General features: G+C 72.6%; 20 protein-coding genes. 5 read left to right on the top strand and 15 right to left on the bottom strand.

From position 1 onward, the window contains the following. Positions 1–18: 18 nt before the first annotated feature. The 5 genes from B085_RS0137500 to B085_RS0137480 form a co-directional block, all read right to left on the bottom strand. A complete protein-coding gene (locus tag B085_RS0137500) occupies positions 19–1,065 on the bottom strand; it encodes a substrate-binding domain-containing protein (RefSeq protein ID WP_018563736.1) in 1,047 nt (348 codons plus the stop codon). A 77-nt stretch (positions 1,066–1,142) separates the two neighbouring features. Beyond that, positions 1,143–2,180 carry an ABC transporter permease gene (locus B085_RS0137495; protein ID WP_018563735.1) on the bottom strand — a complete coding sequence of 346 codons (1,038 nt, stop codon included), beginning with the start codon at positions 2,178–2,180 and terminating at the stop codon, positions 1,143–1,145. Then, positions 2,177–3,721 carry a sugar ABC transporter ATP-binding protein gene (locus tag B085_RS0137490; protein ID WP_026251851.1) on the bottom strand — a complete coding sequence of 515 codons (1,545 nt, stop codon included), beginning with the start codon at positions 3,719–3,721 and terminating at the stop codon, positions 2,177–2,179. Before B085_RS0137490 ends, B085_RS0137495 begins: the two co-directional genes overlap by 4 nt. Before the next feature lie 101 nt (positions 3,722–3,822). Further along, the gene (locus B085_RS0137485) at positions 3,823–5,004 is read right to left on the bottom strand and encodes an ROK family protein (RefSeq protein WP_018563733.1); all 1,182 of its coding nucleotides are present in this window, start codon (positions 5,002–5,004) and stop codon (positions 3,823–3,825) included. 316 nt (positions 5,005–5,320) lie between these two features. After that, the gene (locus tag B085_RS0137480) at positions 5,321–6,502 is read right to left on the bottom strand and encodes an ROK family transcriptional regulator (RefSeq protein WP_018563732.1); all 1,182 of its coding nucleotides are present in this window, start codon (positions 6,500–6,502) and stop codon (positions 5,321–5,323) included. Between the two features lie 379 nt (positions 6,503–6,881). Between B085_RS0137480 and B085_RS45020 the strand changes: the two genes are divergently transcribed. Then, positions 6,882–7,304 carry a nuclear transport factor 2 family protein gene (locus B085_RS45020; RefSeq protein WP_018563731.1) on the top strand — a complete coding sequence of 141 codons (423 nt, stop codon included), beginning with the start codon at positions 6,882–6,884 and terminating at the stop codon, positions 7,302–7,304. A gap of 49 nt (positions 7,305–7,353) precedes the next feature. Here B085_RS45020 and B085_RS0137470 read toward each other — a convergent pair whose 3' ends face one another. The 10 genes from B085_RS0137470 to B085_RS0137425 form a co-directional block, all read right to left on the bottom strand. Further along, positions 7,354–7,794 (bottom strand): hypothetical protein, encoded by a 441-nt coding sequence (locus B085_RS0137470; protein ID WP_018563730.1) that lies wholly within the window; start codon positions 7,792–7,794, stop codon positions 7,354–7,356. Between the two features lie 64 nt (positions 7,795–7,858). Beyond that, entirely contained in the window at positions 7,859–8,551 is a 693-nt protein-coding gene (locus B085_RS0137465) for a hypothetical protein (RefSeq protein ID WP_234018737.1), read from the bottom strand. A gap of 69 nt (positions 8,552–8,620) precedes the next feature. Then, complete coding sequence (locus B085_RS45015; protein WP_051102266.1) at positions 8,621–8,974, bottom strand: WhiB family transcriptional regulator; 354 nt, start codon at positions 8,972–8,974, stop codon at positions 8,621–8,623. Between the two features lie 115 nt (positions 8,975–9,089). After that, on the bottom strand, positions 9,090–9,965 hold the full coding sequence (locus B085_RS0137455) for a LysR family transcriptional regulator (RefSeq protein WP_018563727.1): 876 nt from the start codon (positions 9,963–9,965) through the stop codon (positions 9,090–9,092). 114 nt (positions 9,966–10,079) lie between these two features. After that, positions 10,080–10,946: an NAD-dependent epimerase/dehydratase family protein gene (locus tag B085_RS0137450; RefSeq protein ID WP_018563726.1), complete on the bottom strand. Its 867-nt coding sequence runs from the start codon at positions 10,944–10,946 to the stop codon at positions 10,080–10,082. 103 nt (positions 10,947–11,049) lie between these two features. Then, positions 11,050–11,922 carry a Gfo/Idh/MocA family protein gene (locus B085_RS0137445; RefSeq protein ID WP_018563725.1) on the bottom strand — a complete coding sequence of 291 codons (873 nt, stop codon included), beginning with the start codon at positions 11,920–11,922 and terminating at the stop codon, positions 11,050–11,052. Continuing rightward, entirely contained in the window at positions 11,919–13,133 is a 1,215-nt protein-coding gene (locus B085_RS0137440) for an ROK family transcriptional regulator (protein WP_018563724.1), read from the bottom strand. Before B085_RS0137440 ends, B085_RS0137445 begins: the two co-directional genes overlap by 4 nt. Before the next feature lie 35 nt (positions 13,134–13,168). Then, complete coding sequence (locus tag B085_RS0137435) at positions 13,169–14,038, bottom strand: carbohydrate ABC transporter permease (protein ID WP_018563723.1); 870 nt, start codon at positions 14,036–14,038, stop codon at positions 13,169–13,171. After that, the gene (locus B085_RS0137430) at positions 14,038–15,045 is read right to left on the bottom strand and encodes a carbohydrate ABC transporter permease (protein ID WP_018563722.1); all 1,008 of its coding nucleotides are present in this window, start codon (positions 15,043–15,045) and stop codon (positions 14,038–14,040) included. The genes B085_RS0137435 and B085_RS0137430 overlap by 1 nt, the downstream gene beginning before the upstream one ends. A 34-nt stretch (positions 15,046–15,079) precedes the next feature. Then, complete coding sequence (locus B085_RS0137425) at positions 15,080–16,480, bottom strand: ABC transporter substrate-binding protein (protein WP_026251850.1); 1,401 nt, start codon at positions 16,478–16,480, stop codon at positions 15,080–15,082. Positions 16,481–16,632: 152 nt separating this feature from the next. Between B085_RS0137425 and B085_RS0137420 the strand changes: the two genes are divergently transcribed. Genes B085_RS0137420 through B085_RS0137405 form a run of 4 tightly spaced genes read left to right on the top strand, consistent with a single transcriptional unit; the run spans position 16,633 to position 21,813 of the window. Further along, a complete protein-coding gene (locus B085_RS0137420) occupies positions 16,633–17,679 on the top strand; it encodes a zinc-dependent alcohol dehydrogenase (RefSeq protein ID WP_018563720.1) in 1,047 nt (348 codons plus the stop codon). Between the two features lie 14 nt (positions 17,680–17,693). Continuing rightward, positions 17,694–18,494, top strand: a complete 801-nt coding sequence (locus B085_RS0137415; protein WP_018563719.1) for a sugar phosphate isomerase/epimerase family protein — start codon at positions 17,694–17,696, stop codon at positions 18,492–18,494. Continuing rightward, positions 18,491–19,861: an MGH1-like glycoside hydrolase domain-containing protein gene (locus tag B085_RS0137410; protein ID WP_018563718.1), complete on the top strand. Its 1,371-nt coding sequence runs from the start codon at positions 18,491–18,493 to the stop codon at positions 19,859–19,861. The genes B085_RS0137415 and B085_RS0137410 overlap by 4 nt, the downstream gene beginning before the upstream one ends. Further along, positions 19,858–21,813 carry a glycogen debranching N-terminal domain-containing protein gene (locus tag B085_RS0137405; RefSeq protein ID WP_018563717.1) on the top strand — a complete coding sequence of 652 codons (1,956 nt, stop codon included), beginning with the start codon at positions 19,858–19,860 and terminating at the stop codon, positions 21,811–21,813. The genes B085_RS0137410 and B085_RS0137405 overlap by 4 nt, the downstream gene beginning before the upstream one ends. Positions 21,814–21,845 lie beyond the last annotated feature (32 nt).

The following is a 21,845-nucleotide window of genomic DNA, read 5'->3' as shown; positions in this document are numbered from 1 at the left end:
ACGGGCGGGTCGGATCTGTCAGATGAAGCCGGTCGGCAGGTACTCGTCGACGTTCTCCTTGGTGACGACGGCGGAGTACAGGGTGATCGACGCGGGGATCTCCAGCTCCGACATCCCGCTGACGCCCTTCTTCTGGCCGAGCGCTCGGGCCAGGTCGATGGCGGAGGCGGCCATGGTGGGCGGGTAGAGGACGGTGGCCTTCAGCACGCCGTTGTCGGCCTTGATGGCGTCCATCGCCGCCTTGGACCCGGCGCCGCCGACCATGAAGAAGTCGTCGCGGCCCGCCTGCGCGATGGCGCGCAGGGCGCCGACGCCCTGGTCGTCGTCGTGGTTCCACAGCGCGTCGAACTGCTTCTGCGCCTGCAGCAGCTGGGCCATCTTGGCCTGGCCGGTCTCGACGGTGAACTCGGCGGCCTGCCGGGCGACCTTCTTGATGTTGGGGTAGTTCTTCAGGGCGTCGTCGAAGCCCTGGGTGCGCTGCCGGGTCAGCTCCAGGTTGTCGATGCCGGCGAGCTCGACGACCTTGGCGTCGGGCTTGTCCTTGAGCTGTTCGCCGATGTAGCGGCCGGCGTTGAGCCCCATGCCGTAGTTGTCGCCGCCGATCCAGCAGCGGTACGCCTGCGGGGAGGCGAAGATCCGGTCCAGGTTGATCACCGGGATGCCGGCCTTCATGGCCTGCAGGCCCACCTGGGTGAGGGCCTTGCCGTCGGCGGGCAGGATGACCAGGACGTCGACCTTCTTGTTGATCAGCGTCTGGATCTGCCCGATCTGGGCGGCGGTGTCGTTGGAGCCCTCGGTGATCTCCAGCGTCACCTCGGAGTACTTCGCCGCGCGGTCCTTGGCGTTCTGGTTGATGGCGTTGAGCCAGCCGTGGTCGGCCTGCGGGCCGGCGAAGCCGATCGTGACCGGCGTGCCGGGCTTGTCGTCGGCGGCCGCCGCCGTGGTGGCGGCCGTGCCGGCCTTCTTCGGCTCGTTGCTGGTGCAGGCGGTGAGGGCCGCTCCGGCGGAGACGGCGGCGGCGCCGAAGAGCAGTCCTCTGCGGCTGGTGACCGGGATTCTTGGCATGACGGTGAAACCCTTCGGGCTAGGGCGGTGCGGGGCGCGTGCGGGTTGTCGGGTGGAGCCGGGCGCGACGGGCTGGGTCAGCCGTCGCCGTTGCGCACGGTGCTGCGCTGGACCAGGACGGCGGCCACGATGATCGCTCCCTTGGCGATCTGCTGGACGGCGCTCTCCAGGTTGTTGAGGGCGAAGATGTTCTGGATGGTGATGAACACCAGGACGCCCAGGACGGAGCCGACGATCGTGCCGCGGCCGCCGCTGAGCAGCGTGCCGCCGATGATCGCCGCGGCGATGGCGTCGAGTTCGTAGAGGTTGCCGTTGGTGTTCTGGCCCGAGCCGGACAGGATGATCAGCATGAAGGCCGCGATGCCGCAGCACAGCCCGGACAGCAGGTAGAGGTAGAGCCGCTGCCGGCGGACGTCGATGCCGGCGAGGCGGGCCGCCTCGGCGTTGCCGCCGACGGCCACGGTCCTGCGCCCGAAGGTCGTCCGGTTCAGCACCAGCCAGCCGATGACGGTGACCCCGGCGAAGACCAGCACCAGCGGCGGGATGCCGAGGACGTAGCTGGCGGGAAGACCGAGGTCGAGCACCGAGTTCACGGTGACGATCTGCGTCTTGCCGTCGGTCAGGTACAGGGCGAGGCCGCGCGCCGAGGCGAGCATGGCGAGGGTCGCGATGAACGGCACCATGCCGCCGTAGGCGATGAGCACCCCGTTGACCAGTCCGCAGCCGACGCCGACGACGACCGCGGTGAAGAGGATGCCCGTGAAGCCGTACTCCTGGGTGGCGAGGGTCGTCGCCCACACGGAGGCGAGCGCGACGATCGCGCCGACGGACAGGTCGATGCCCCCGCTGGTGATCACGAAGGTCATGCCGACGGTGACGACACCGATGACGGAGGCCTGGGTGAGCACCAGTTGGAGGTTGGAGACGTCCAGGAAGGAGTCGGGCTGCGTGATGCCGCCGACGAGGACGAGGGCGGCGAGGACGCCGAGCAGGGACAGGTTCCGGACGTCGGCGTGGAACCCCAGCGCGGGACGCCGGCCGCCGCCCTTCGTGACGGGAGGCGCTTCCGCGGGCGGCGTCGGTGCCTGCGGGGCCTCGGATGCGGGCTGCGTCATCGGCTCGGGCTCCCTTCCATGACAAGGTCGAGTACACGGTGTTCGTCGAGCTCCGTCGCGGGCGCCGCGTGCACGACGCGTCCTTCGCGGAGCACCAGCACCCGGTCCGCGAGCCCCAGGACCTCGGGGACCTCGCTGGAGACGAGGAGTACGGCGAGCCCGTCGTCGGCGAGCCGGCGGATCACCGCGTACAGCTCGGCGCGGGCGCCCACGTCGACGCCCCGGGTGGGCTCGTCGAGCAGCAGGACACGGCAGCCGCGCAGCAGCCAGCGGGCCAGGACGGCCTTCTGCTGGTTGCCGCCGGACAGGGTTCGCACCCGGGCGTCGGGGTTGTCGGGCCGCAGTGACAGCGAGCGCGTGGCCTCCCGGGCGGCGCGCCGTTCCTCCCTGCGGTCGAGCCACCCGGCCCGTGAGAAGCGGGTGAGCGTGGAGACCGACACGTTGCGGGTGACGGACTCCAGCATCAGGAGTGCCTGCGCCTTGCGCTCCTCCGGCGCCAGCCCCAGCCCGGCGCGGACGGCCGAACGGACGCTGCCGGGCTTGAGGGGCCGGCCGTCGACGGTGACCCGGCCGGCGGTGGCCTTCCTGGCGCCGTAGAGCGTCTCGAGGATCTCCGACCGTCCGGAGCCCACGAGTCCGGCGAGCCCGACGATCTCGCCCGGACGCACCTCCAGGTCGACCGCGGCGAACTCGCCGTCGCGGGCGAGTCCCTCGACCCGCAGGACGGGGTCGCCGGAGCGTGGCCCCGAGGGGCGCGGGGGGAAGACGTACTCGACGTCACGGCCCGTCATGAGCGCGACGATGTCCCGGGTGGGCATGGACTTGGCCGGGAGCCCGTTGGCGACCGCGCGGCCGTCCTTCAGTACGGTCACCCGGTCGCCCACGCGGCGGATCTCCTCCAGCCGGTGGGAGATGTAGACGACCGCGACGCCGTCGGCGGTCAACTGCCCGACGATGCGCAGCAGGTTGTCCGTCTCCTCGGGGTCCAGCGCGGCGGACGGCTCGTCCATGACGATGAGGCGCACGTCGTGGGAGAGCGCCCGGGCCATCGAGACGATCTGCTGCTGGGCGGCCGAGAGGTCGCCGACGCGGCGGGCGGGGTCGATCTCGGCATGGCCGAGCCGGCGCAGCAGCACGGCGGCCTCGCGGCGGGCGTCACGTCCGCGCACGACGAAGCCGGCGGTGGTCGGTTCGTGGCCCAGGAAGACGTTCTCGGCGACGGACAGCCCCTCGACCAGGTCGAGTTCCTGGTAGATGGTGGCGATGCCGAGCCGCATGGCGGCGATCGGCGACCTCAGCGACACCGGCTCCCCGCGCCAGGTGATCTCCCCGCCGTCGGGCTGGTGAGCCCCGGCGAGGACCTTGATGAGGGTGGACTTCCCCGCGCCGTTCTGGCCGAGGAGGCAGTGCACCTCGCCGGCCTGGACGTCCAGGTCGACGCCGTCCAGGGCGCGGACGCCCGGGAACGACTTGGTGATGCCGGACATGGTGAGCAGCGAAGGTGCTGTCGGGGGCGGCGGTGCCGGTGGTTCAGGTGCCATGACGATCCCCTCGGCGGGTGCGGGTGACACGTGCGCGTGCGGAGCGTGCAGGTGGAGCCGGTGGTGCCGTGGTGCCGGTGGAGCCTTGGCCGGTGGGGGGATCAGGCCGGGGAGAACACGTGGTCGCTGATGAGCCGGGCCGCGCCGATCACTCCGGCGGTGGGGCCCAGTTCACCCAGGACGATGGGAAGGTTGCCGGTCGCGAGCGGCAGCGACTGGCGGTAGACCTGGCTGCGGATGCTGGCGAGCAGCGTGTGGCCGAGACCGGTGACGCCGCCGCCGATCACGACCAGTGCGGGGTTGAAGAAGCTGACGAGCCCGGCGATGACCTGCCCGACGCGGTTGCCCCCCTCGCGGATGAGTTCCAGTGCCGCCGCGTCGCCCACCGCGGCCGCCGCGGCGACGTCGACGGCGGAGAGCTGCCCGGACGCCTCGAGCCGCGCCGCGAGGGCCGGGGACCGGCCCGACCTGGCCGCCTCCACGGCGTCCTGGGCGAGCGCCGCGCCGCTGAAGTGGGCCTCCAGGCAGCCCTTGTTGCCGCAGGCGCAGGCGCGTCCGTCGGCCTCGACCCGGATGTGGCCGATGTCGCCGGCGCTGCCCGTCACACCGCGGTGAACCTCACCGCCGACGACGATGCCGCAGCCGACGCCGGTGCCGATCTTGACGCAGAGGAAGTCGCCGACCGAGCGGGCGACTCCGGCGTGCTGCTCCCCCAGCGCCATCAGGTTCACGTCGTTGTCGACCATGACGGGGCAGCCCAGTTCCTGGCTGAGCGCCTCGCGGACCGGGAAGCCGTCCCAGCCGGGCATGATCGGCGGGGCGACGGGCACGCCCTCGGGAAAGCGCACCGGCCCCGGCACCCCGATCCCCGCCCCGTCGAAGCCCTCGGCGAGGCCGGCGGCCCGGAGCTTGGCGGCCATCTCCAGGATCCGCTCGAAGACGGCGACCGGTCCCTCACGGACGTCCATCGGATGGTTGAGGTGGCCGAGCACCTCCAGCTCGGCGTTGGTGACCGCGACGTCGATCGAGGTGGCGCCGATGTCGACGCCGAGGAAGCGCAGGCCCGGCGCGAGCCTGATGTTGTGAGAACGCCGGCCGCCGCGCGAGGCGGCCAGGCCGTCCGCGACGACAAGGCCCGTCTCCAGCAGCCGGTCCACCTCGACCGCGAGCTTGGAACGGGACAGGTCGATCTGGTCCCCCATCTGGGCACGGGAGTTGGGTCCGCCGTCCCGGAGCAGCCGCAGGAGCCGCGCCTGGTGCGCGTTGGCGGGTCGAGCTGTCATGCGTCTCACGTGCCCCTCACCTCCCCCGGCCCTCGGCATGGGGATACCGGACCGCCATCGGCCGGTCCCGCTCCGTCAGGCTTTCGATGGGAAAGTAGCAGCGCCCGCCCGGTGGGGGAAGAAGTTGCGCACGAATCGGCAAGGCCTTTTCCCGGTTCCAGGACAAAGTCTGAACGCAGGCCGACTCACCTGGCGTACAGCGCCCGTGGTGGCCGCCGACGCCGAACTCACGGCAGCGGAACGGCGAGGGAACCACGAAGGAACGGCGAACGGAGGGGAACGGCCGCGCACTCGCGGGCCGTGCCCGCCGGTCGGGTCACACCGGCGAGAAGACGTGGTCGCTGATCAGACGGGTGGCGCCGACCACTCCCGCGGTCGGACCGAGTTCGCTGAGGACGATCGGCAGGTTGCCGGTCGCCAGCGGCAGCGACTGGCCGTACACCTGGCTGCGGATGCTCGCCAGGAGGGTGTGCCCCAGGCCGGTGAGCCCGCCGCCGATCACGACGAGTCCGGGGTTGAAGAAGCTCACCAGGCCCGCGATGACCTGCCCCGTGCGGTTGCCGCCCTGCCGGATGAGATCGAGGGACGCGCCGTCCCCGGCAGCCGCGGCGGCCGCCACGTCGGCGGAGGTCAGCGTCCCCGCCGAGGCCAACCGGTCGGCGAGCGCGGCCGATTGGCCCGCCGTCGCCGTGGCGGCCGCGTCCCGGGACAGGGCGCTGCCGCCGAAGTAGGCCTCCAGGCACCCGTGGTTGCCGCAGGCGCAGGAGAGCCCGCCCGGCACCACCTGGATGTGCCCGATGTCCCCGGCACTGCCGGTGACCCCGCGGTGGACCTGTCCGCCCACGACGATGCCGCAGCCGATCCCGGTCCCGATCTTGACGAAGAGGAAGTCGCGCACGGAACGGGCGACCCCGGCATGCTGCTCCCCCAGCGCCATCAGGTTCACGTCGTTGTCGACGAGGACGGGACAGCCGAGTTCCTGGCTCATCGCCTCCCGGACGGGGAAGCCGTCCCAGCCGGGCATGATCGGTGGGGCGACCGGAACGCCATCGGGAAAGCGCACCGGGCCGGGCACCCCGATCCCCGCGCCGTCGAAGCTCTCCGCGGCGCCGGTGTCGCGCAGTTCGGCCGCCATCGCCAGTACCTGCTCGAACACCGCGACCGGTCCCTCGCGGACGTCGTACGGCGCGGCACGGTGGCCGAGCACCTCCAACTCCGCGTTGGTGACCGCCACGTCGACCGACGTGGCACCGATGTCCACGCCCAGGAAGCGCAGCGAGGGGGCGAGGCGCACATTATGGGAGGGCCGTCCGCCGCGGGAGGCGGCGAGTCCGTCGGGGACGACCAGACCCGTATCCAGCAGGCGGTCGAGCTCGACCGCCAGCTTGGAGCGGGAGAGCTCCACCTGGTCGCCGAGCACGGCCCGCGACTGCGGACCCGCGTCGCGCAGCAGGCGCAGCACCCGCGCCTGGTGCCCGTTCGCCGGACGGGCCGTCATCCGTCTCACGTCGCGCTTCTCCCTCGCCGGTCACCCTCGGGTGCGTCTCGTCACCCTCCGGACGGGGCCACGACTGGACCGGACCGTACCACCGGGGTGGGCGGCCGGGAACCGCCGAGAGGCACCCGGACACCGCCTCACCGGGCGTCCGCCGGGGCGCCGTTTGCGAGCGCCCATCGGTGCGGCCCCGCCGCCCTCATCCGAGCGCCACGGCCCAGGCCGGCGGGGACCGGGGTGGCACGCCCCGGACTCGCCGTGGAACGCCGCCGGGTTCCGCCGTTCGGACCGCCCGGCGGAGGAACCCCCGACTCCCCTATGCTCACCTACGATCCGACAACCTTCCCAACAGTTGATCCTTGAATCACCTCAGGAGATCGCCATGCCCGAGACACCCGGATCCGGGAGCGCGGCCCCACAGGAGGTCGCCGAGGCGATGTACGACGCCATGCTGCGGTCCGACCGGGACACGCTGGCGGCCATCGCCTCCCCCGGGATCCGGATCCGGGTGACGGACGCGCTGCCCGGCGGGGGCGCCGACCCCGGACTCGCCGGTTTCGCGGCGTTCTTCAAGAAGACGTTCCACATGATCGAGAGCCGTATCGAGACCGATCGGCTCTTCGAGGAGGGCGGCCAGGTCGTCGCCGTGGGACGGACGCAGGGCGCGGGCCACGGGACCGGCCGGCCGTTCGACTCCGCGGTCGTGCACGTCTTCACGGTCGAGGAGGGCAGGATCGTCGGGTTCGACGCGTACGGCGACGGGCCCATCACCACGGCGATCGACGGCACCGGCGCGCCGGACTGACACGGGCCCTTGATCGAGCGGGAGTCGATCGGCGGTGACGTCTGCGCCCCTACGCCATCCAGCAGTACAGGCGGTGGCCGTCCCGGGCGCCGCTGCCGCGGGCCAGCCGGGCGAGACCGCCCAGGATCCCGGTCACGATCTCCTGGTCGAACACCTCCCCCTCCTCCGCCCGCACCCGGATCCACGCCTCGCCGATCCCGGCGAGCCGGGACGCGTCGGCGGCGGCGAGTGCGTCCTGAAGGGCGCGCGAAACGGCGAGGACGACGGGACCTTCCCAGGCGCCGGCGTCGGCAACGGCCTCGGGCACACCGGCGTCGACGAGTTCACCGAAGCTGCGGCCGGTGACGATGCCCTCCCATTCGATCAGCGCTTCCTCGGCGTCGAAGTTGCCGTACTCCAGCGACTCGGCAGCCCTGCCGGGGCCGCCGGCCACGACCGCGGCCGCGGTCTCGTGACCCGGCGCCACGAAGAACTTGACGATGGTGCTCACCGGGCCATGGTGCCCGATCGCCCGGCCCGGTTCCATCCGGCCCGTCGGAGCTCACCGATGGTGATCAGGACACGTACACGGAGGCCAGCGGGTACCGGCCGGCGTCGAAGGCCTCCTGGCACACGGAGATCCCGAAGGCGATCTCCAGGCCCTTCAGGAACCGCTCCCGCCAGTCGGTGATCCAGCCGTCGTTCTCGAAGACCCGGCGCCCGTCGGCATGGTGGACCTCGGGACGGCATCCTGCGTCGTGCATGGCCCGGTTGAGGAAGGACATCTCCGGCACGTGGTCGAAGCAGTCCCCGCCGTCCGGTTCGGCCGCGCCGCCGAAGCGGCCGTGGATCTCGCCGCTCCACACCCGGCGGCCGCCCTCGAAGTAGGCCATGCAGTACATGCCCCTCGCGGCGATGTTGTAGAGGAGGACGGCCCGGCCCGTTCCCCGCGGCAGCGCGAAGCCTTCCCGGAAGTGGATCAGGTAGTCGAAGTTCCCCGCGAGGAAGGACCAGTCCCCCTCCTTCCCGTAGGCGGTGAGGCGGGGTTCGTCGGGAACCCGGATACGGGGGTGGGTCCGGTCGTGGACGGCCTTGGCCTCGGCGCCGACGGGCTCGGGGATCTCCCAGGGAACGGCGCCGAAGACCACCGCCAGGTCCTGCGGCGCGACGTGCTCGGCGAACACGAGGCCGGCCTGCACCCCCAGGAGGGGGTCCTCGGAATTCGGCCAGCGCTCGCCGATCCATGCGATTCCATCGTCTGCCGCCATGGCCGCTGACCGTAACAGCGGGGTCCGACAACGGCGTCGGGTCCCCGCCGCCTCCGGTGTGCGGCACGTTCAGGCCGAGGCCCGCCGCGGCCCCCGCTCGTAGGCCTGACGTGCCGTCCGCAGCAGAGTGCGCCAGGACGTGACGGTGGGGCGGCGGCGCAGCAGCGCGCGGCGCTCACGCTCCGTCATACCGCCCCAGATCCCGAACTCGGTACGGTTGTCGAGGGCGTCGGCCAGGCACTCGGTGCGCACGGGGCAACCGCCGCACACGGCCTTGACGCGCTTCTGGGCGGCACCCTGGACGAACAGCACGTCCGGGTCCTCCATCCGGCACATGGCCTGCGCTCCCCAGTTCTCCACCCAGACGTCGGCCCCGCCGGTGACGCCCGTCGGCCCCGGCTCCCCCACCACGTCAAGATTCATCGGCGTCTCTCTCCCGCTCCGCCGCCCCGTCGCGCCTTCGCGCGGGGCTTCTCCTCTCGTCCCCGTGCCCTCAGTACGGACCGGGTGCGGAATCCGTTCAGCGGTCAGGCGGCGGTCAGGCGGACGAGTCGGCGCAGTCGACCGCGATGTCGGCGAACTCCTCCAGGAGCGGGTCGTGCCGGCTGCCGTCCCAGGCAAGGAACACCCGGTTGGGGCCGATGTCCTCGATCTCGACGTGGGCGATGTCGGCCCTGGTGTAGTAGGTCGCGGTGGACAGCGGCAGCACGACGACGCCGCGACCGGCCGCCACACTCTCGAGTTTCTCCTCGACGGAACGAAAGCCCGGGACGGCCGGCCGCTGCCGCGGGTCGGAGAGCTCCCGGGCGACGTCCCGCCACTCGGGCACGGCGGCGGGGTCCTGCAGGAGGTGTTCGCCCGCCAGGTCCGCGATGCGCAGGGCGGGCTTGCCGGCGTAGGGGTGGTCCGCGGGCAGGACCGCGACGCGGGGTTCGGCGAGGAGGCTGCGGGTCGCCAGGCCCCGGGTGTCGACGGGCATCCTGACGTAGCCGACGTCGACACGTCCGTCGAGGATCACCTCCGCCTGGTCGTCCCAGTTCGTCCTGACGACCTCGACCGACAGCTCCGGGTGCCGGCGGGAGAGCTCCCGCACGGCACCCGTGACGATCAGTCCCGGCATGAAGCCCACGGTGAAGGAGGCCACGCCCCGGGCCGCGCGGGCGACGCGCCGCCGGGTCGCGTCGGCGGCCGCCAGAAGCGGTCCCGCGTCGGTGAGCAGTTGCGCGCCTGCCCGGGTCAGCTCGGTGCTGCGGCGGTCGCGGGAGAACAGCCGCACCGCGAGCTCGTCCTCCAGCGCCCTGATCTGCCGTGACAGCACGGGCTGCGCGATGTGCAGGCGCTCGGCCGCCCTGCCGAAGTGCAGTTCCTCGGCCACCGCGACGAAGTACCGCAACTTGCGGAGATCCAGGTCCACGGGTCCCTCCTCGCATTCACGCCGGGACGGACACATCCGAGCGTATCCGCCCGGCCCGCCCTTCTCAGCGGGGCAGGCTCACGCGCCGGCTCGTGGGCACGCTCGCGCGCGGGCTCACGGGCGGGCGAGGTCCGCCGGCAGGTCGGACCGGGTGGGCCGCCAGCCCAGCTCCCGGCGGGCCCGGGCACCGGTGAGCCGCTGGTCGAGGGCGAAGGCCTCGGCGATGGGGCCCATCCGCTCCTCGGCCTCCGCCTTCGTCAGATGCCGGACCGCTCCGGGGCGGCCGATCGCCCGGCTCACCGCGTGGGCGATCTCCGCCTGGGTCGGGTAGAGATCGCCGACCCCGGCGTACACCGAGCCGGGCGCGGCGTTCAGGGCGAGTACGTACAGCTCGGCGACGTCGTCGACGTGCACGGTCGACCAGTGGTTGGCGCCGTCGCCGACGCAGGGCACGGAGCCGGTCTCGCGGCCCGGGGCCGCGTAGAACGTCTCGACGAGCCCGCCGGAGCGGCCGTGGACCAGGCCTGGCATGATCACGACGGGCCGTTCGCCCGTCCCGGCCCGGGCCAGGACGCGCTTCTCGTTCTCCAGCCGCCAGGCGGTGATGCGGGGCGGCGACAGCGGGGCGTCCTCGTCGGCCACGCCGTCGGTGTCGCCGTAGACCCACACCCCGCCGGTGTGCACGTACGGGCGCGCTCCGGCGCCGTCCTGCAGCGCCTCGGACGCCGCCCGGTCGACCTCGGCGGTGTCGGGGCCGTAGTGCTGGCCCATGTGGATGACCCCGTCGGCGGCGCGCGCGGCGGCCCGCAGCACGTCGGTGTCGGTCAGGCCCCCCTGCACGGGTGCGGCCCCGAGGTCGCGGACGACCCGGGCCGATTCCTCGCTGCGCGCGAGGGCCACGACCTGGATCCCCCGGCGTACCAATGCCTCGATGGTGGCCCGCCCGATGTAGCCGGAGCCTCCGGTGAGGAAGACCTTCATGACGCTCGCCCCTCTCGTGGTGTCCTGTGACACCTCCGAGTCTTCGGGCCGGGCGGGCGCCGCGTCCAAGACCTGTTCCGCGCTCTGTGATACCCGCCGGGTATCAGCGCAGGGCCGCGTCGATGAGTTCCTGCAGGCGCAGTCCGCGTCGCGCGTCGAGCTCGCCCGCGCGGCCGGACCGGACGGCGGCGGCGAATTCGGCGCGCAGGACGGGCCAGCCCTCCTCGTGGTCGATGACGGAGGTGTCGTAGACGAGTTCCCCGCCGGGGCCGAGGAGTTCGATCCGGGTACGGGGCTTCGGCAGCCGGACGCTTCCGGAGAGGGAGGCCTGGCTCACCGCCCCGTTCTCGTGCTCGCAGGTGACCTCCACCCATCGCCGGGGGTCGCCGGTGGCGCGGATCGAGGTGATGGGGCCGACGGCCGCGTCGAGCAGGTCGATCAGGTGCGGGCCGAGGTCGAGCAGGGCGCCCTGCTCCAGGCGCCAGCCGGTGGCGAACTCCCCACCGAGGAAGGCCCCGTGCAGATAGCAGGACCGCGCGCCGGTGACCTCGGCCTCCCGTGCCCGCCGCAGGAAGTCGCGGGTCTCGGCCTGGTATCGCTTGGTCAGCACCATCTGGGAGACGACACCGGCCTCCGCGACGGCGTCGGCTACCGCGCGTGCCGAGGCCAGGTCGGGGCCGAGCGGCTTCTCCAGCAGCAGGGCCTTGCCGGCCTTGGCTGCCCGTACGGCGAGTTCGGCCTGGACGGCGGGGGGCACGGCGAAGGCCACGGCCTCGCAGCGGTCGAAGAGTTCCTCCGGGCTGCCGGCCGTCACCGCGCCGTAGGTGTCGGCGATCTCGCGGGCGGCCTCGGTCCGGCGGGCCCAGACGGCGGTGAGCCGTGTCTCGGGTCCTGCGGCCAGGATCCGCGCGTGCATGGCGCGGGCCCAGGGGCCTGCGCCGATCAGTCCGACCTCGACGGGGGCGGGGGTGTTCACAGTTGTGCTCCAGGGTCGGTCGGGGCCGCGGCGGCCAGCCGTTCGTTGGCCTGGTCCGGGGCGTAGAGGTGCTCGACCACCATGGCGGTGGCGCCGGCGAGGGCGGCGCGGTCGCCGAGCTGTGAGGTCACGACCTGCAGGTTGCGGGTGGCCCGGGGCAGCGCGCGCTGGTAGAGCAGTTCGCGCACCCCGGTGACGAAGTGGGTCTCGGCGAGGTCCCCGGCGATCATCAGGACACCGGGGTTGAGCAGGGTCACGACCGTGACCAGCACCTCGCCGCAGCGCCTGCCGGCCTCGCGGGCCAGGCGCACCGCGTCCGGGTGGCCTGCGTCGAGGTGCTCGCGCACCTGCGCGGCGGAGCCGGCCGGCACGCCGAGGGCGCTGAGCTGCCCGGCCAGGGCGCGACCGCTGGCGACGGCGGCGAGGCAGCCGTGGGACCCGCACATGCACAGGGCGTCGGACGCGTCGTGCAGGCGGATGTGCCCGAGGTCGCCGGCGCCGCCGTCGATGCCGCGGAATGCGGTGCCGTCGATGACGACGCCCGCACCGATGCCGGTGGACACCTTGACCAGGACGAAGGCCGAGCAGTCGCGCCAGGAGTCGCGCTGTTCGCCCAGGGCCATCAGGTTCGCGTCGTTGTCGACCAGGACCGGCACCGAGGCGGGCAGTCCGGCGTGGCGGGCGAGCGCCTCCTGCGTCCGGGCCGGCACGGGGTACCCGTCCCAGCCGGGCATGATCGGCGGCCGGACCACCACGCCGGTGGTCCAGTCGACGGGACCGGGCACCGACAGGCCGACACCGCACACCGCGGCCGCCGGGACACCGGCGGCGACGAGGAGCTTGGCGAACCAGCGGCCGAGTTCGTCCAGCACCCGCTCCGGGCCCTGGTCGAGCAGCAACTCCCCGGTGTGCTCGGCGAGTACCCGCCCGGACAGGTCCAGCACCGCGGCGCGGGCGCTGGTGGTGTCCAGGTCGGCGGCGAGTACGGCGGCGTGCCCGGAGTCGAACTGCAGGTGGGTGGAGGGCCGTCCGCCGGTGGACTGCCCGCCGGGTACGGTGCGCAGCCAGCCCGCGGCGAAGAGCTGGTCCAGCCGCTGGCCGACGGTGGAGCGGGACAGGCCCGTCACGCGCTGGAGCTCCCCACGGGTGGTCGCCTGCCCGGTCCTGATCAGTTCCAGCAGGTGTCCGGCGGTGCTCCAGGGCGTAGCCATCCGTCCTCGCTCCCCCTCGTGTCGGGCCATGGTGCTCAGCTCTTGTCCGCGCCGCTGGTCAGGCCCTCGGTGAGGAGCCGTTCGGCCGCGTAGAAAAGGAGTACCACGGGAATCGTCAGCACGACGGAGCCTGCCATGAGGACGGTCTTCGGCACCTCGATGCCGTTGGCGAGCTGCTGCAGTCCCAGGGACACCGTCCACTTGTCCGGGTCGGCGGCGAGGAAGAGCAGCGCGAAGAGGAACTCGTTCCAGGCGATCATGAAGACGTACAGCCCGGTGGCCATCAGCGAGGGTGCGGCGAGGGGCAGTACGACCCTGCGCACGGTCTGCAGCCGCGAGGCGCCGTCGAGGGCGGCGGCCTCCTCGATGCTCTCCGGGATGGTGATGAAGTAGTTCTTGAGCATGTAGATGGACACCGGCACGGTCTGCGCGATGTAGACGATCGCGAGGCCGAACAGGCTGCCCTGCAGGCCGATCCGGGCGAAGATGACGAACAGCGGCACCGCGAGCAGCGTCGCCGGGAAGAGGTAGACGGCCAGGAACAGCGCGCTGACCTGCCGCCCGCCGAGGAACCTGAGCCGGGTGATGGCGTAGGCGCCGGGGACGGACACCAGCAGGGTCAGCAGCATGGAACCGAGCGCAACGAGGGCGGAGTTGCCGAGCATCCGCAGGAAGCCCTGGCCGCCGTCGTCCACGGACTTGAGGACGGTGCGGTAGGTGTCGAGGGTGAACTCGGAGGTGCCGACCCACAGTTTGCCGGGGTCGAGCAGCAGCTGGTCGATCGGCTTCACCGAGAGCAGCAGCATGTAGTAGAAGGGGAAGATCGTGATGACCGCGAGTCCGGCGATCACCACCCACCGAAGGACCCCGAAGGTGCGGTCCTCGATCTGTGCGCGACTGGCCATCACGCCTCCTCCTGAACCTTCTTGGCGAAGAACTTGAAGTAGATGCCGAGCAGCACGGCGAGGATCGCGGCGAGGACGAGGGCCTGTGCCGCGGCCGCGCCCACGTCGTAGCGGGCCGTGAGGAAGTCGTAGACGCGCACCGCGACCACGTCGGTGCCCGAGCCGCCGCCCGTGAGCAGGTAGATGTCGTCGAACTTGTTGAAGGTGAGGATGAAGCGCAGCACCGACAGCAGGGCGATGACCGGCATCAGCTGGGGCAGCAGGATGTGCCGGAACCGCTGGGTGAGGGTGGCGCCGTCGACGACGGCGGCCTCCTCCAGGCCCTCCGGGACGGCCTGCAGTCTGGCCATCAGGAAGAGGAAGGCGAAGGGGAAGTAGCGCCAGGTCTCGAAGGCGATCACGGTCAGCAGGGCCAGCGGCACGTGGACGTGCCAGCCGAGCAGGGATATCTCCTGGGACCTGGTGGACAGGAAGGCGACCGGCTCGTCCCAGCCGAACAGCTTGGTGCCCACCTCGTTGACGACGCCGAACTGCGGGCTGAGCGCGATCTCCCAGACGAAGGTCACGGCGACGACGGGCGCGACGTAGGGCAGCAGCATCGTGCCGCGCAGCAGGGCCCGGCCGCGGAAGGGGCGGCGCAGCGCGAGCGCCGCGATCAGGCCGAGGACGATGGAGCCGGCGGTGGCGCCGACGGTGTAGACCAGGGTGGTCCACAGCGAGGTCCAGAAGCCGGGCGAGGTGAAGACCTCGCTGAAGTTGCTCCACGTCCAGTTGGACAGGAAGCCCATGCCCTGGATGTCGACCAGCCGGGCGTGCTGGAAGGCCAGCAGGACGGTCCAGGCGATCGGCAGGACCACGACGACCAGGACCACCAGGAGGGTGGGCGAGACGAAGGCCAGTCCGGCGCGGTTCTCCCGCTGGGCCAGGGTCAGAGGGCGCCGGGGCTTGGTGTTCGCGGTGTCCGCCTCCGGCGTTCTCCGCTGCTGTGTGCTCTGTGCGGTGCTCATCACTGCTTCCTTGAAGGACGAGGCCGGGGGCGGCTCACTGGAGGGACTTCTGCAGGGACGCGACTTCCTCGTCGGCCTCCTCGGCCGCCTCCCGGGGGGAGGTCTGGCCGGTGGTCATGTCGCCCACCGCCTTGGGGATGGGCAGTTCGCCGATGGTGGCGCCCACGAGCGCGCCCTGGCCCTGGGTGATGCCCCAGCGCTTCATGTTGCTGACGCCGGCCGCGAGTTCGTCGAGCAGCTGCGGGGAGAAGACCTCTTGCATGGACTTCTTGGTGTCCACGCCCATGTCGCTGGCCCGCCAGGCCTTGAGGTACTTCTGCGGGTCGTCGGCGGTTCCGGCCCGGACGGGGATCTTGCCCTCGGGGGCCATGCCGAACCAGCCCTGGTAGCCGTCGCCCATCATGTACTCGATGAACTTCTCCGAGGCCGCGGTCTCGGCGGTCTTGGTCACCACCCAGGAGGAGACCTCGCCGAACTGGGCGGGCTTGGCGGCGTCGGGACCGCTCAGCGCCGTGACGATGCCGCTGTTGTCGGAGAGGTACTGCGGGTCCTTCTTGCACTGGGCGCAGCTGGGCAGTGCGTCGCCGCGCAGGCCGGCCAGCTCGTCGAGGAGGAAGGTGGACCACACGATCATGGAGGAGCGGCCCGCGAAGTAGACGGCCCGGGTGGTGTCCACGGTCTGGGTGCCGGGGGCGCCGTAGTCGCCGGCGAGCTTGTCGTAGGCGTCGAAGGCGCGGTCGCACTGCGGGCTGTCGAGGGTGACGTCGCCCTTGGCGTCGGCGAGTTCGCAGCCGTTGGCCAGTGCGATGTCCTCGAAGCTCTGCTGGGTGAAGACGTCACTGGGGTCGGTGGAGAGCGAGATGCCGCTGGTACCGCCGCTGTTGAGCTTCCGCGCGGCCTTGAGCATCGCGTCGTAGCTGTCGGGGGCGGCGAGTCCCGCCTTGGCGAAGAGGTCCTTGCGGTAGACGAGGATCTGCATCCACGCGTCGCTGGGCACGCCGAGGCGGGTGGCGCCGTCGCCCGTCAGCTTGAGGGCGTTGCCGTTGAAGGTGCCCGGCCCCAGATCGTCGACGATCTTCTTCGTGGCGGCGGTGTTCAGCAGGCCGTTGCTGTACATCTGCCAGACCGGCGCGAGGGGGATGCCCCCGATGACGTCGGGGAGGGTGCCCGCGGCGGCGGCCGACATGATCAGCTGCGGCAACTGGCCCTCGTCGACCCCGACCAGGTTCACCTCGACCCCGGACTCCTTCTCGAAGGCGGCGATGGTCTTCTTCGTCGCCTCCACGCGGTCGGTGAGGTTCTCCAGGCTCCAGACGGTGATCTTGTTGTCGGGTTTCCCGTTGTCCTGCGCCGCGCAGCCGGACATCACCCCGATTCCCACTACGGCGGCCAAGCCGCTCGCCAGCGCCCTCGACCGTCGGGACCACATGCGCATCAACCGTCCTCATCGTCAGCCTTGCGTTACGTACGCGTTGCATCAGAGCACCACTTTTGCTTGTTGACAAGACTTAAGTCTCGGATATCTTCGACGTAAGTCAGCCTTCGATGGCTGAACGGACCGCATAACCGATCTTTCCGGAGTCCCCTGTGGAACGCGTAGTCCAGTTCACCGGCCCCCGTCAGGTGGAGGTCGCCCCGAGCGAGTCAGTCCCCCTGCCCCCTGGCCATCTGCGCGTACGAACCCGCTACTCCGGCATCTCGGCGGGCACCGAACTCACCGCCTACCGCGGCACCAACCCGTACCTGACCCGCACCTGGGACCCCGAGGCGCGCCTGTTCCGCGACGGCGCGGCGGGCATCGAGTACCCCGTGGCCGGCTGGGGGTACTCCGAGGTCGGCGAGGTGACGGAAGTCTCACCCGAACTCACGGACGTCTCCGGCATGCCCGCCGTCGGCGACCTCGTCTGGGGTATCTGGGGCCACCGCAGCGAGGGCGTCGTGCCCGCCGAGCGCATGGTCGGGCACGTGCTACCGGCCGGTCTTGAGCCGCTGGCCGGTGCCTTCGCCCGCGTCGGCGCGATCGCGTACAACGCCGTCCTCGGCGCCGACATCCATCTCGGCGAGGACGTCGCCGTCTTCGGCCAGGGCGTCATCGGGCTGCTCACCACACGCCTCGCCCAGCTGAACGGCGCCCGCGTCACCGCCGTCGACGCGCTCGACGTCCGCCTGGCCAAGGCCGGGGAGTACGGCGCGACGACCACGCTCAACGCCCGCACCGACGCGGTCGCCGAACGGATCCGCGCCGCCACCGACGGCCGCGGCGCCGACGTCGCCATCGAGATCAGCGGCGCCTACCCGGCCCTGCACGACGCCCTGCGCTCGGTCGCGGTCGGCGGCCGGGTCGTGGCCTCCGGCTTCTACCAGGGCGACGGCGTGGGCCTGCGACTCGGCGACGAGTTCCACCACAACCGCGTCCAGCTGATCTGCTCCCAGATCGGCGGGGTCCCGCCGCAGCTCAGCGGGCGCTGGACCGTCGAGCGCCTGCAGCAGACCTTCCTGCGGCTGATCGCCGAGGGCCACGTCGACGTGCGGTCCCTCGTCAGCCATGTCGTCCCGGTCGCCGACGCGGCCGAAGCCTACGTCCTGCTGGATGAGCGTCCCGCCGACGCGCTCCAGGTCGTCCTGGAGTTCTGAGAGGCCCCTCGATCATGTTCAAGACCGCTTGCCAGGAACAGCTGCTGCCCGGTGACACCCTCCAGCAGAAGTGGGAGTTCGCCCAGGAGGCCGGCTACGACGCCATCGAACTGCGCGGGAAGGGCGGCTTCCACTTCCGCGACCGGCTCCCCGAGCTGCGCAGGGCCCAGGCCGACGGTGTCGTCATGCCGACCGTCTGCGTCGACATGCTGCACTTCTTCGGCGCCTTCGACCCCGACCTGCGCCGCGACGCCGTGGCGCAGATGAAGTCGCAGCTCAGCGTCATCGCCGAACTCGGCGGTCGCGGCGCGCAAACACCCGCCTCGTACGGCATGTTCTCCCGCCGGCTGCCGCCCTTCGAGCCGCCGCGCAGCGAGGAGGAGGACCGCGAGGTGCTCCTGAAGGGGCTGACGGAACTCGGCGAGCACGCCCGCGCCGAGGGGGTCACACTCTTCCTGGAACCCCTCAACCGCTACGAGGACCACATGGTCAACCGGCTGGAGCAGGCCGCCGAGCTGATCCGCGCCGTGGGTCTGGACTCGGTGCGCATCGGGATCGACAGCTACCACATGAACATCGAGGAGACCGATCCGGCGGCGGCCATTCTGGCCGTGGCACCGCTGATCGGCCACGCCCAGGTCAGCGACTCCAACCGCTTCCAGCCCGGCGCCGGCCACCTGGACTGGCCCGCCTGGCTCGGGGCGCTGGACGCCGCCGGCTACGACGGCTACCTCGCCGCGGAGTGCCGCCTCACGGGAGACCCCGTCGACGCCGTGCGCTCCGTCCCCGCCTTCCTGCACCGGGCCGCCGGATGACGGCGGTCCTCGAACCGGCCCTGCGGTCCCCGGACCGCGAGGAGGACCGGGACACCGCGCTGCGCCGGGCCGCCGCCCGTGTCCTGCTGTCCAACTGGACGGGCGCGGCGACCGTCCCCTCCCGCACCCTGTACCCGCACCAGTGGAGCTGGGACTCCGCCTTCATCGCCATCGGCCTGGCCCGGCTCGCCCCCCGCCGCGCCCAGCGGGAACTGGAGACCCTGCTGGGGGCGCAGTGGCGCGACGGCCGTGTGCCTCACATCGTCTTCAACCCCTCAGTGCCCCTGGACGCGTACTTCCCGAGCCCCGACTTCTGGCGCAGCTCGGGCGCGGGCGCCGCCTCGGGCGCTCCCGCGGACATCGAGACCTCCGGCATCGTCCAGCCGCCGGTGCACGCCCTCGCCGCCTGGCAGGTCCACCTCGCGGACCCGGCCGAGTCCCGGCGCCGCGGCTTCCTGCGGCGGATGTACCCCCGCCTGGCCGCCTGGCACCGCTACCTCGCCGCCTCGCGCGACCTGGGCGGCGGCGGACTGGCGGCCGTGGTGCACCCCTGGGAGCCGGGGCTCGACAACAGCCCGGTGTGGGACGCGGCGCTCGCCCGGGTGGAGCCGGCGCCGCCCGAGTCCTTCCGCAGGGCGGACCTCGACCACAGCGAGGCCGCCGACCGCCCCACCGACCTCGACTACGGGCGCTACGTCCGGCTCGCCGCCGACTACCGCGACCACGGCTACGACGACGCGCGCACCCCGCACGCCTTCGCCCTCGAGGACCCCTGCTTCAACGCCCTGTTCGTCGCCTCCGAGCACGCCCTCGCCGAGATCGCCGCGGCGACGGGCGCGGACCCCGCCCCGCACCGCCGCAAGGCCGCCGAGGCCACGGCCGCCCTGGTCGAGCGGCTGTGGGACCCCGCAGCGGGCGTCTTCCTCGCCCGGGACCTGACGACCGGCGAGGCCGTCGGCGGCCACAGCGTCGCGGGGCTGGTGCCGTTGATCGTGCCCGGCCTCCCGGAGGCCGTCGCACGGTCGCTGATCGCGACGGCGCAGGGCGAGCGCTTCGGGCTCGGCCGGGTGCACCTGGTGCCGAGCTACGATCTCACCGCCCCGGAGTACGACGGCAACCGCTACTGGCGGGGCCCCAGTTGGTTCAACACCGCGTGGCTCGTCCACCGCGGACTGCGGCAGCACGGCGCCGACCGGGCGGCCGGCGCCCTGCGCGAGCAGGCCCTCGACGACGCCCGCCGCACCGGCTTCGCCGAGTACGTCGAACCGCACAGCGGCCAGGGCCGCGGGATCCGCCGCTTCAGCTGGACGGCAGCCCTGGCCCTGGACCTGCTGCACAGGACACCGCAAGGAGAGCCCGCCCGATGAGCGTCGAACGTCTGCTGGTCCACCGCGGCACCTTCGCCTCCACCAGCCGCTCCGGCGACATCACGGGGCGCCGAGGCGACACCCCGGACGGCCTCTTCCTGCGCGACGCCCGCCACCTGAGCCGCTGGCGGCTCACCGCCGACGGCGTCGAACCGTCCCTGCTGACCTCCTCCGACGACGGTTTCGTGCTCACCCCGGAGGGCGGCCGGGACGAACCGCCGGCGTACTCGCTCTTCCGCACGCAGGCCGTCGAGGCGGGAACGCTCACCGAGCGCGTCCGCGTGGTCAGCAACCGCGCGGAACCGGCCACGGTGGAGATCGCGCTGGAGGTCGACGCGGACTTCGCGGACCAGTTCGAACTGCGGGGCGACCACCGGCGCTACGACAAGGCAGACGGCCGGCGCACCGCCGAGGACCGCGCGGACGGTGTCGCCTTCCGCTACCGGCGCGGCGAGGACTGGGACGCCCGCACCACCGTCACCGCCTCCCCCGCCCCCGCCGCCGTCCGTCCGCTGGAGCCGGCCGGCATCGCGCGCCTGCTGACCTGGCGCCTGCCGCTGCCCGGCCACGGTGCGGCCGAACTCGCCCTGCGCGTCCGGGCGGTGCCCCCCGGCGCCGCGGAACCGGCCGCGCCCGCGGACCCGATGTCGGTGCGCAACCGGCACGCCGCCGAGGAGGACGCCTTCGTCCAGGCGCGCCCGCGGCCGCGTTCGCTCACCCACTGGGACGAGCTCGCGCGCGCCTGCGCGGCGGGCCTGGCCGACCTGGCTCGGCTGCGCGTGCCGGCGACGGGCCCGGCGGGCGAGGCGCTGCTGGTGCCCGCGGCCGGCATCCCCTGGTTCCTCACCCTGTTCGGCCGCGACTCCCTGCTGACCTCGCTGTTCGCGCTGCCGTACCGTCCGGAGCTGGCCGCGGACACGCTCCTCGCCCTCGCCGCGACCCAGGGCACCCGGCACGACGCGGCCCGGCTCGAGCAGCCGGGCAGGATCGTGCACGAGGTCCGGCACGGCGAACTCGCCCACTTCCGGCAGGTGCCGTACGGCCGCTACTACGGCAGTGCCGACGCCACGCCGCTGTTCCTGGTGCTGCTGGAGGCCCACAGCGCCGCGACCGGCGACCCGGGGCTCGCGCGGCGCCTGGAGCCGCACGCGCGTGCCGCGGTGGAGTGGATGTTCCGCGACGGCGGGCTGGGCGAGGGCGGCTACCTCCGCTACACCTCCGACGCCGCACGCGGCGGGCTGGCGCACCAGAACTGGAAGGACTCCGAGGGCGCGATCTGCTTCGCCGACGGGCGCCGGCCCGAGGGCGCGCTCGCCGTCGCCGAGGTCCAGGGCTACGCGTACGACGCCCTGGTCCGCACCGCGCGCCTGGCCCGTGGGGTCTGGGGCGACGCCGGGGAGGCGGACCGGCTGGAGAAGGCCGCGGCGGACCTGCGGGAGCGGTTCCGCCGGGACTTCTGGATGAGCGGCCGGGACTTCCCCGCGCTCGCTCTGGACGGCGGGAACCGGCAGGTGGACGCCCTCGCCTCGGACGCCGGGCACCTGCTGTGGTCCGGCATCCTCGACCCGGCCGACGCGCGGACGGTGGGCCGCAGGCTGCTGCAGCCCGACTTCTTCTCCGGCTGGGGGGTGCGCACGCTCGCGGCGGGCCAGGTCCCGTACCACCCGCTGTCGTACCACCGCGGCAGCATCTGGCCGCACGACAACGCGATCGTCGTCCTGGGCCTGGCGCGCAGCGGTCTGGCGGAGGAGGCCTCGCGGATCGCCCACGGGCTGGTCCAGGCGGCCGCCGCGCACGACTGGCGCCTGCCCGAGGTGATGGCCGGGTACGGACGGGACGAGCACCCCGTCCCCGTGCCGTACCCGCACTCCTGCTCGCCCCAGGCCTGGGCCGCGGCCACGCCGCTGGCACTGCTCACCGCGCTGGGCGGCGGCCCCGAGGCGGTGCGCTGAGGCCGGCCGGACGGACCGGGGCCCCGGGTCCC

Source organism: Streptomyces sp. BoleA5, from assembly GCF_000373665.1.
Lineage (GTDB): Bacteria > Actinomycetota > Actinomycetes > Streptomycetales > Streptomycetaceae > Actinacidiphila.
This window is presented reverse-complemented; position numbering and strand designations above follow the sequence as displayed.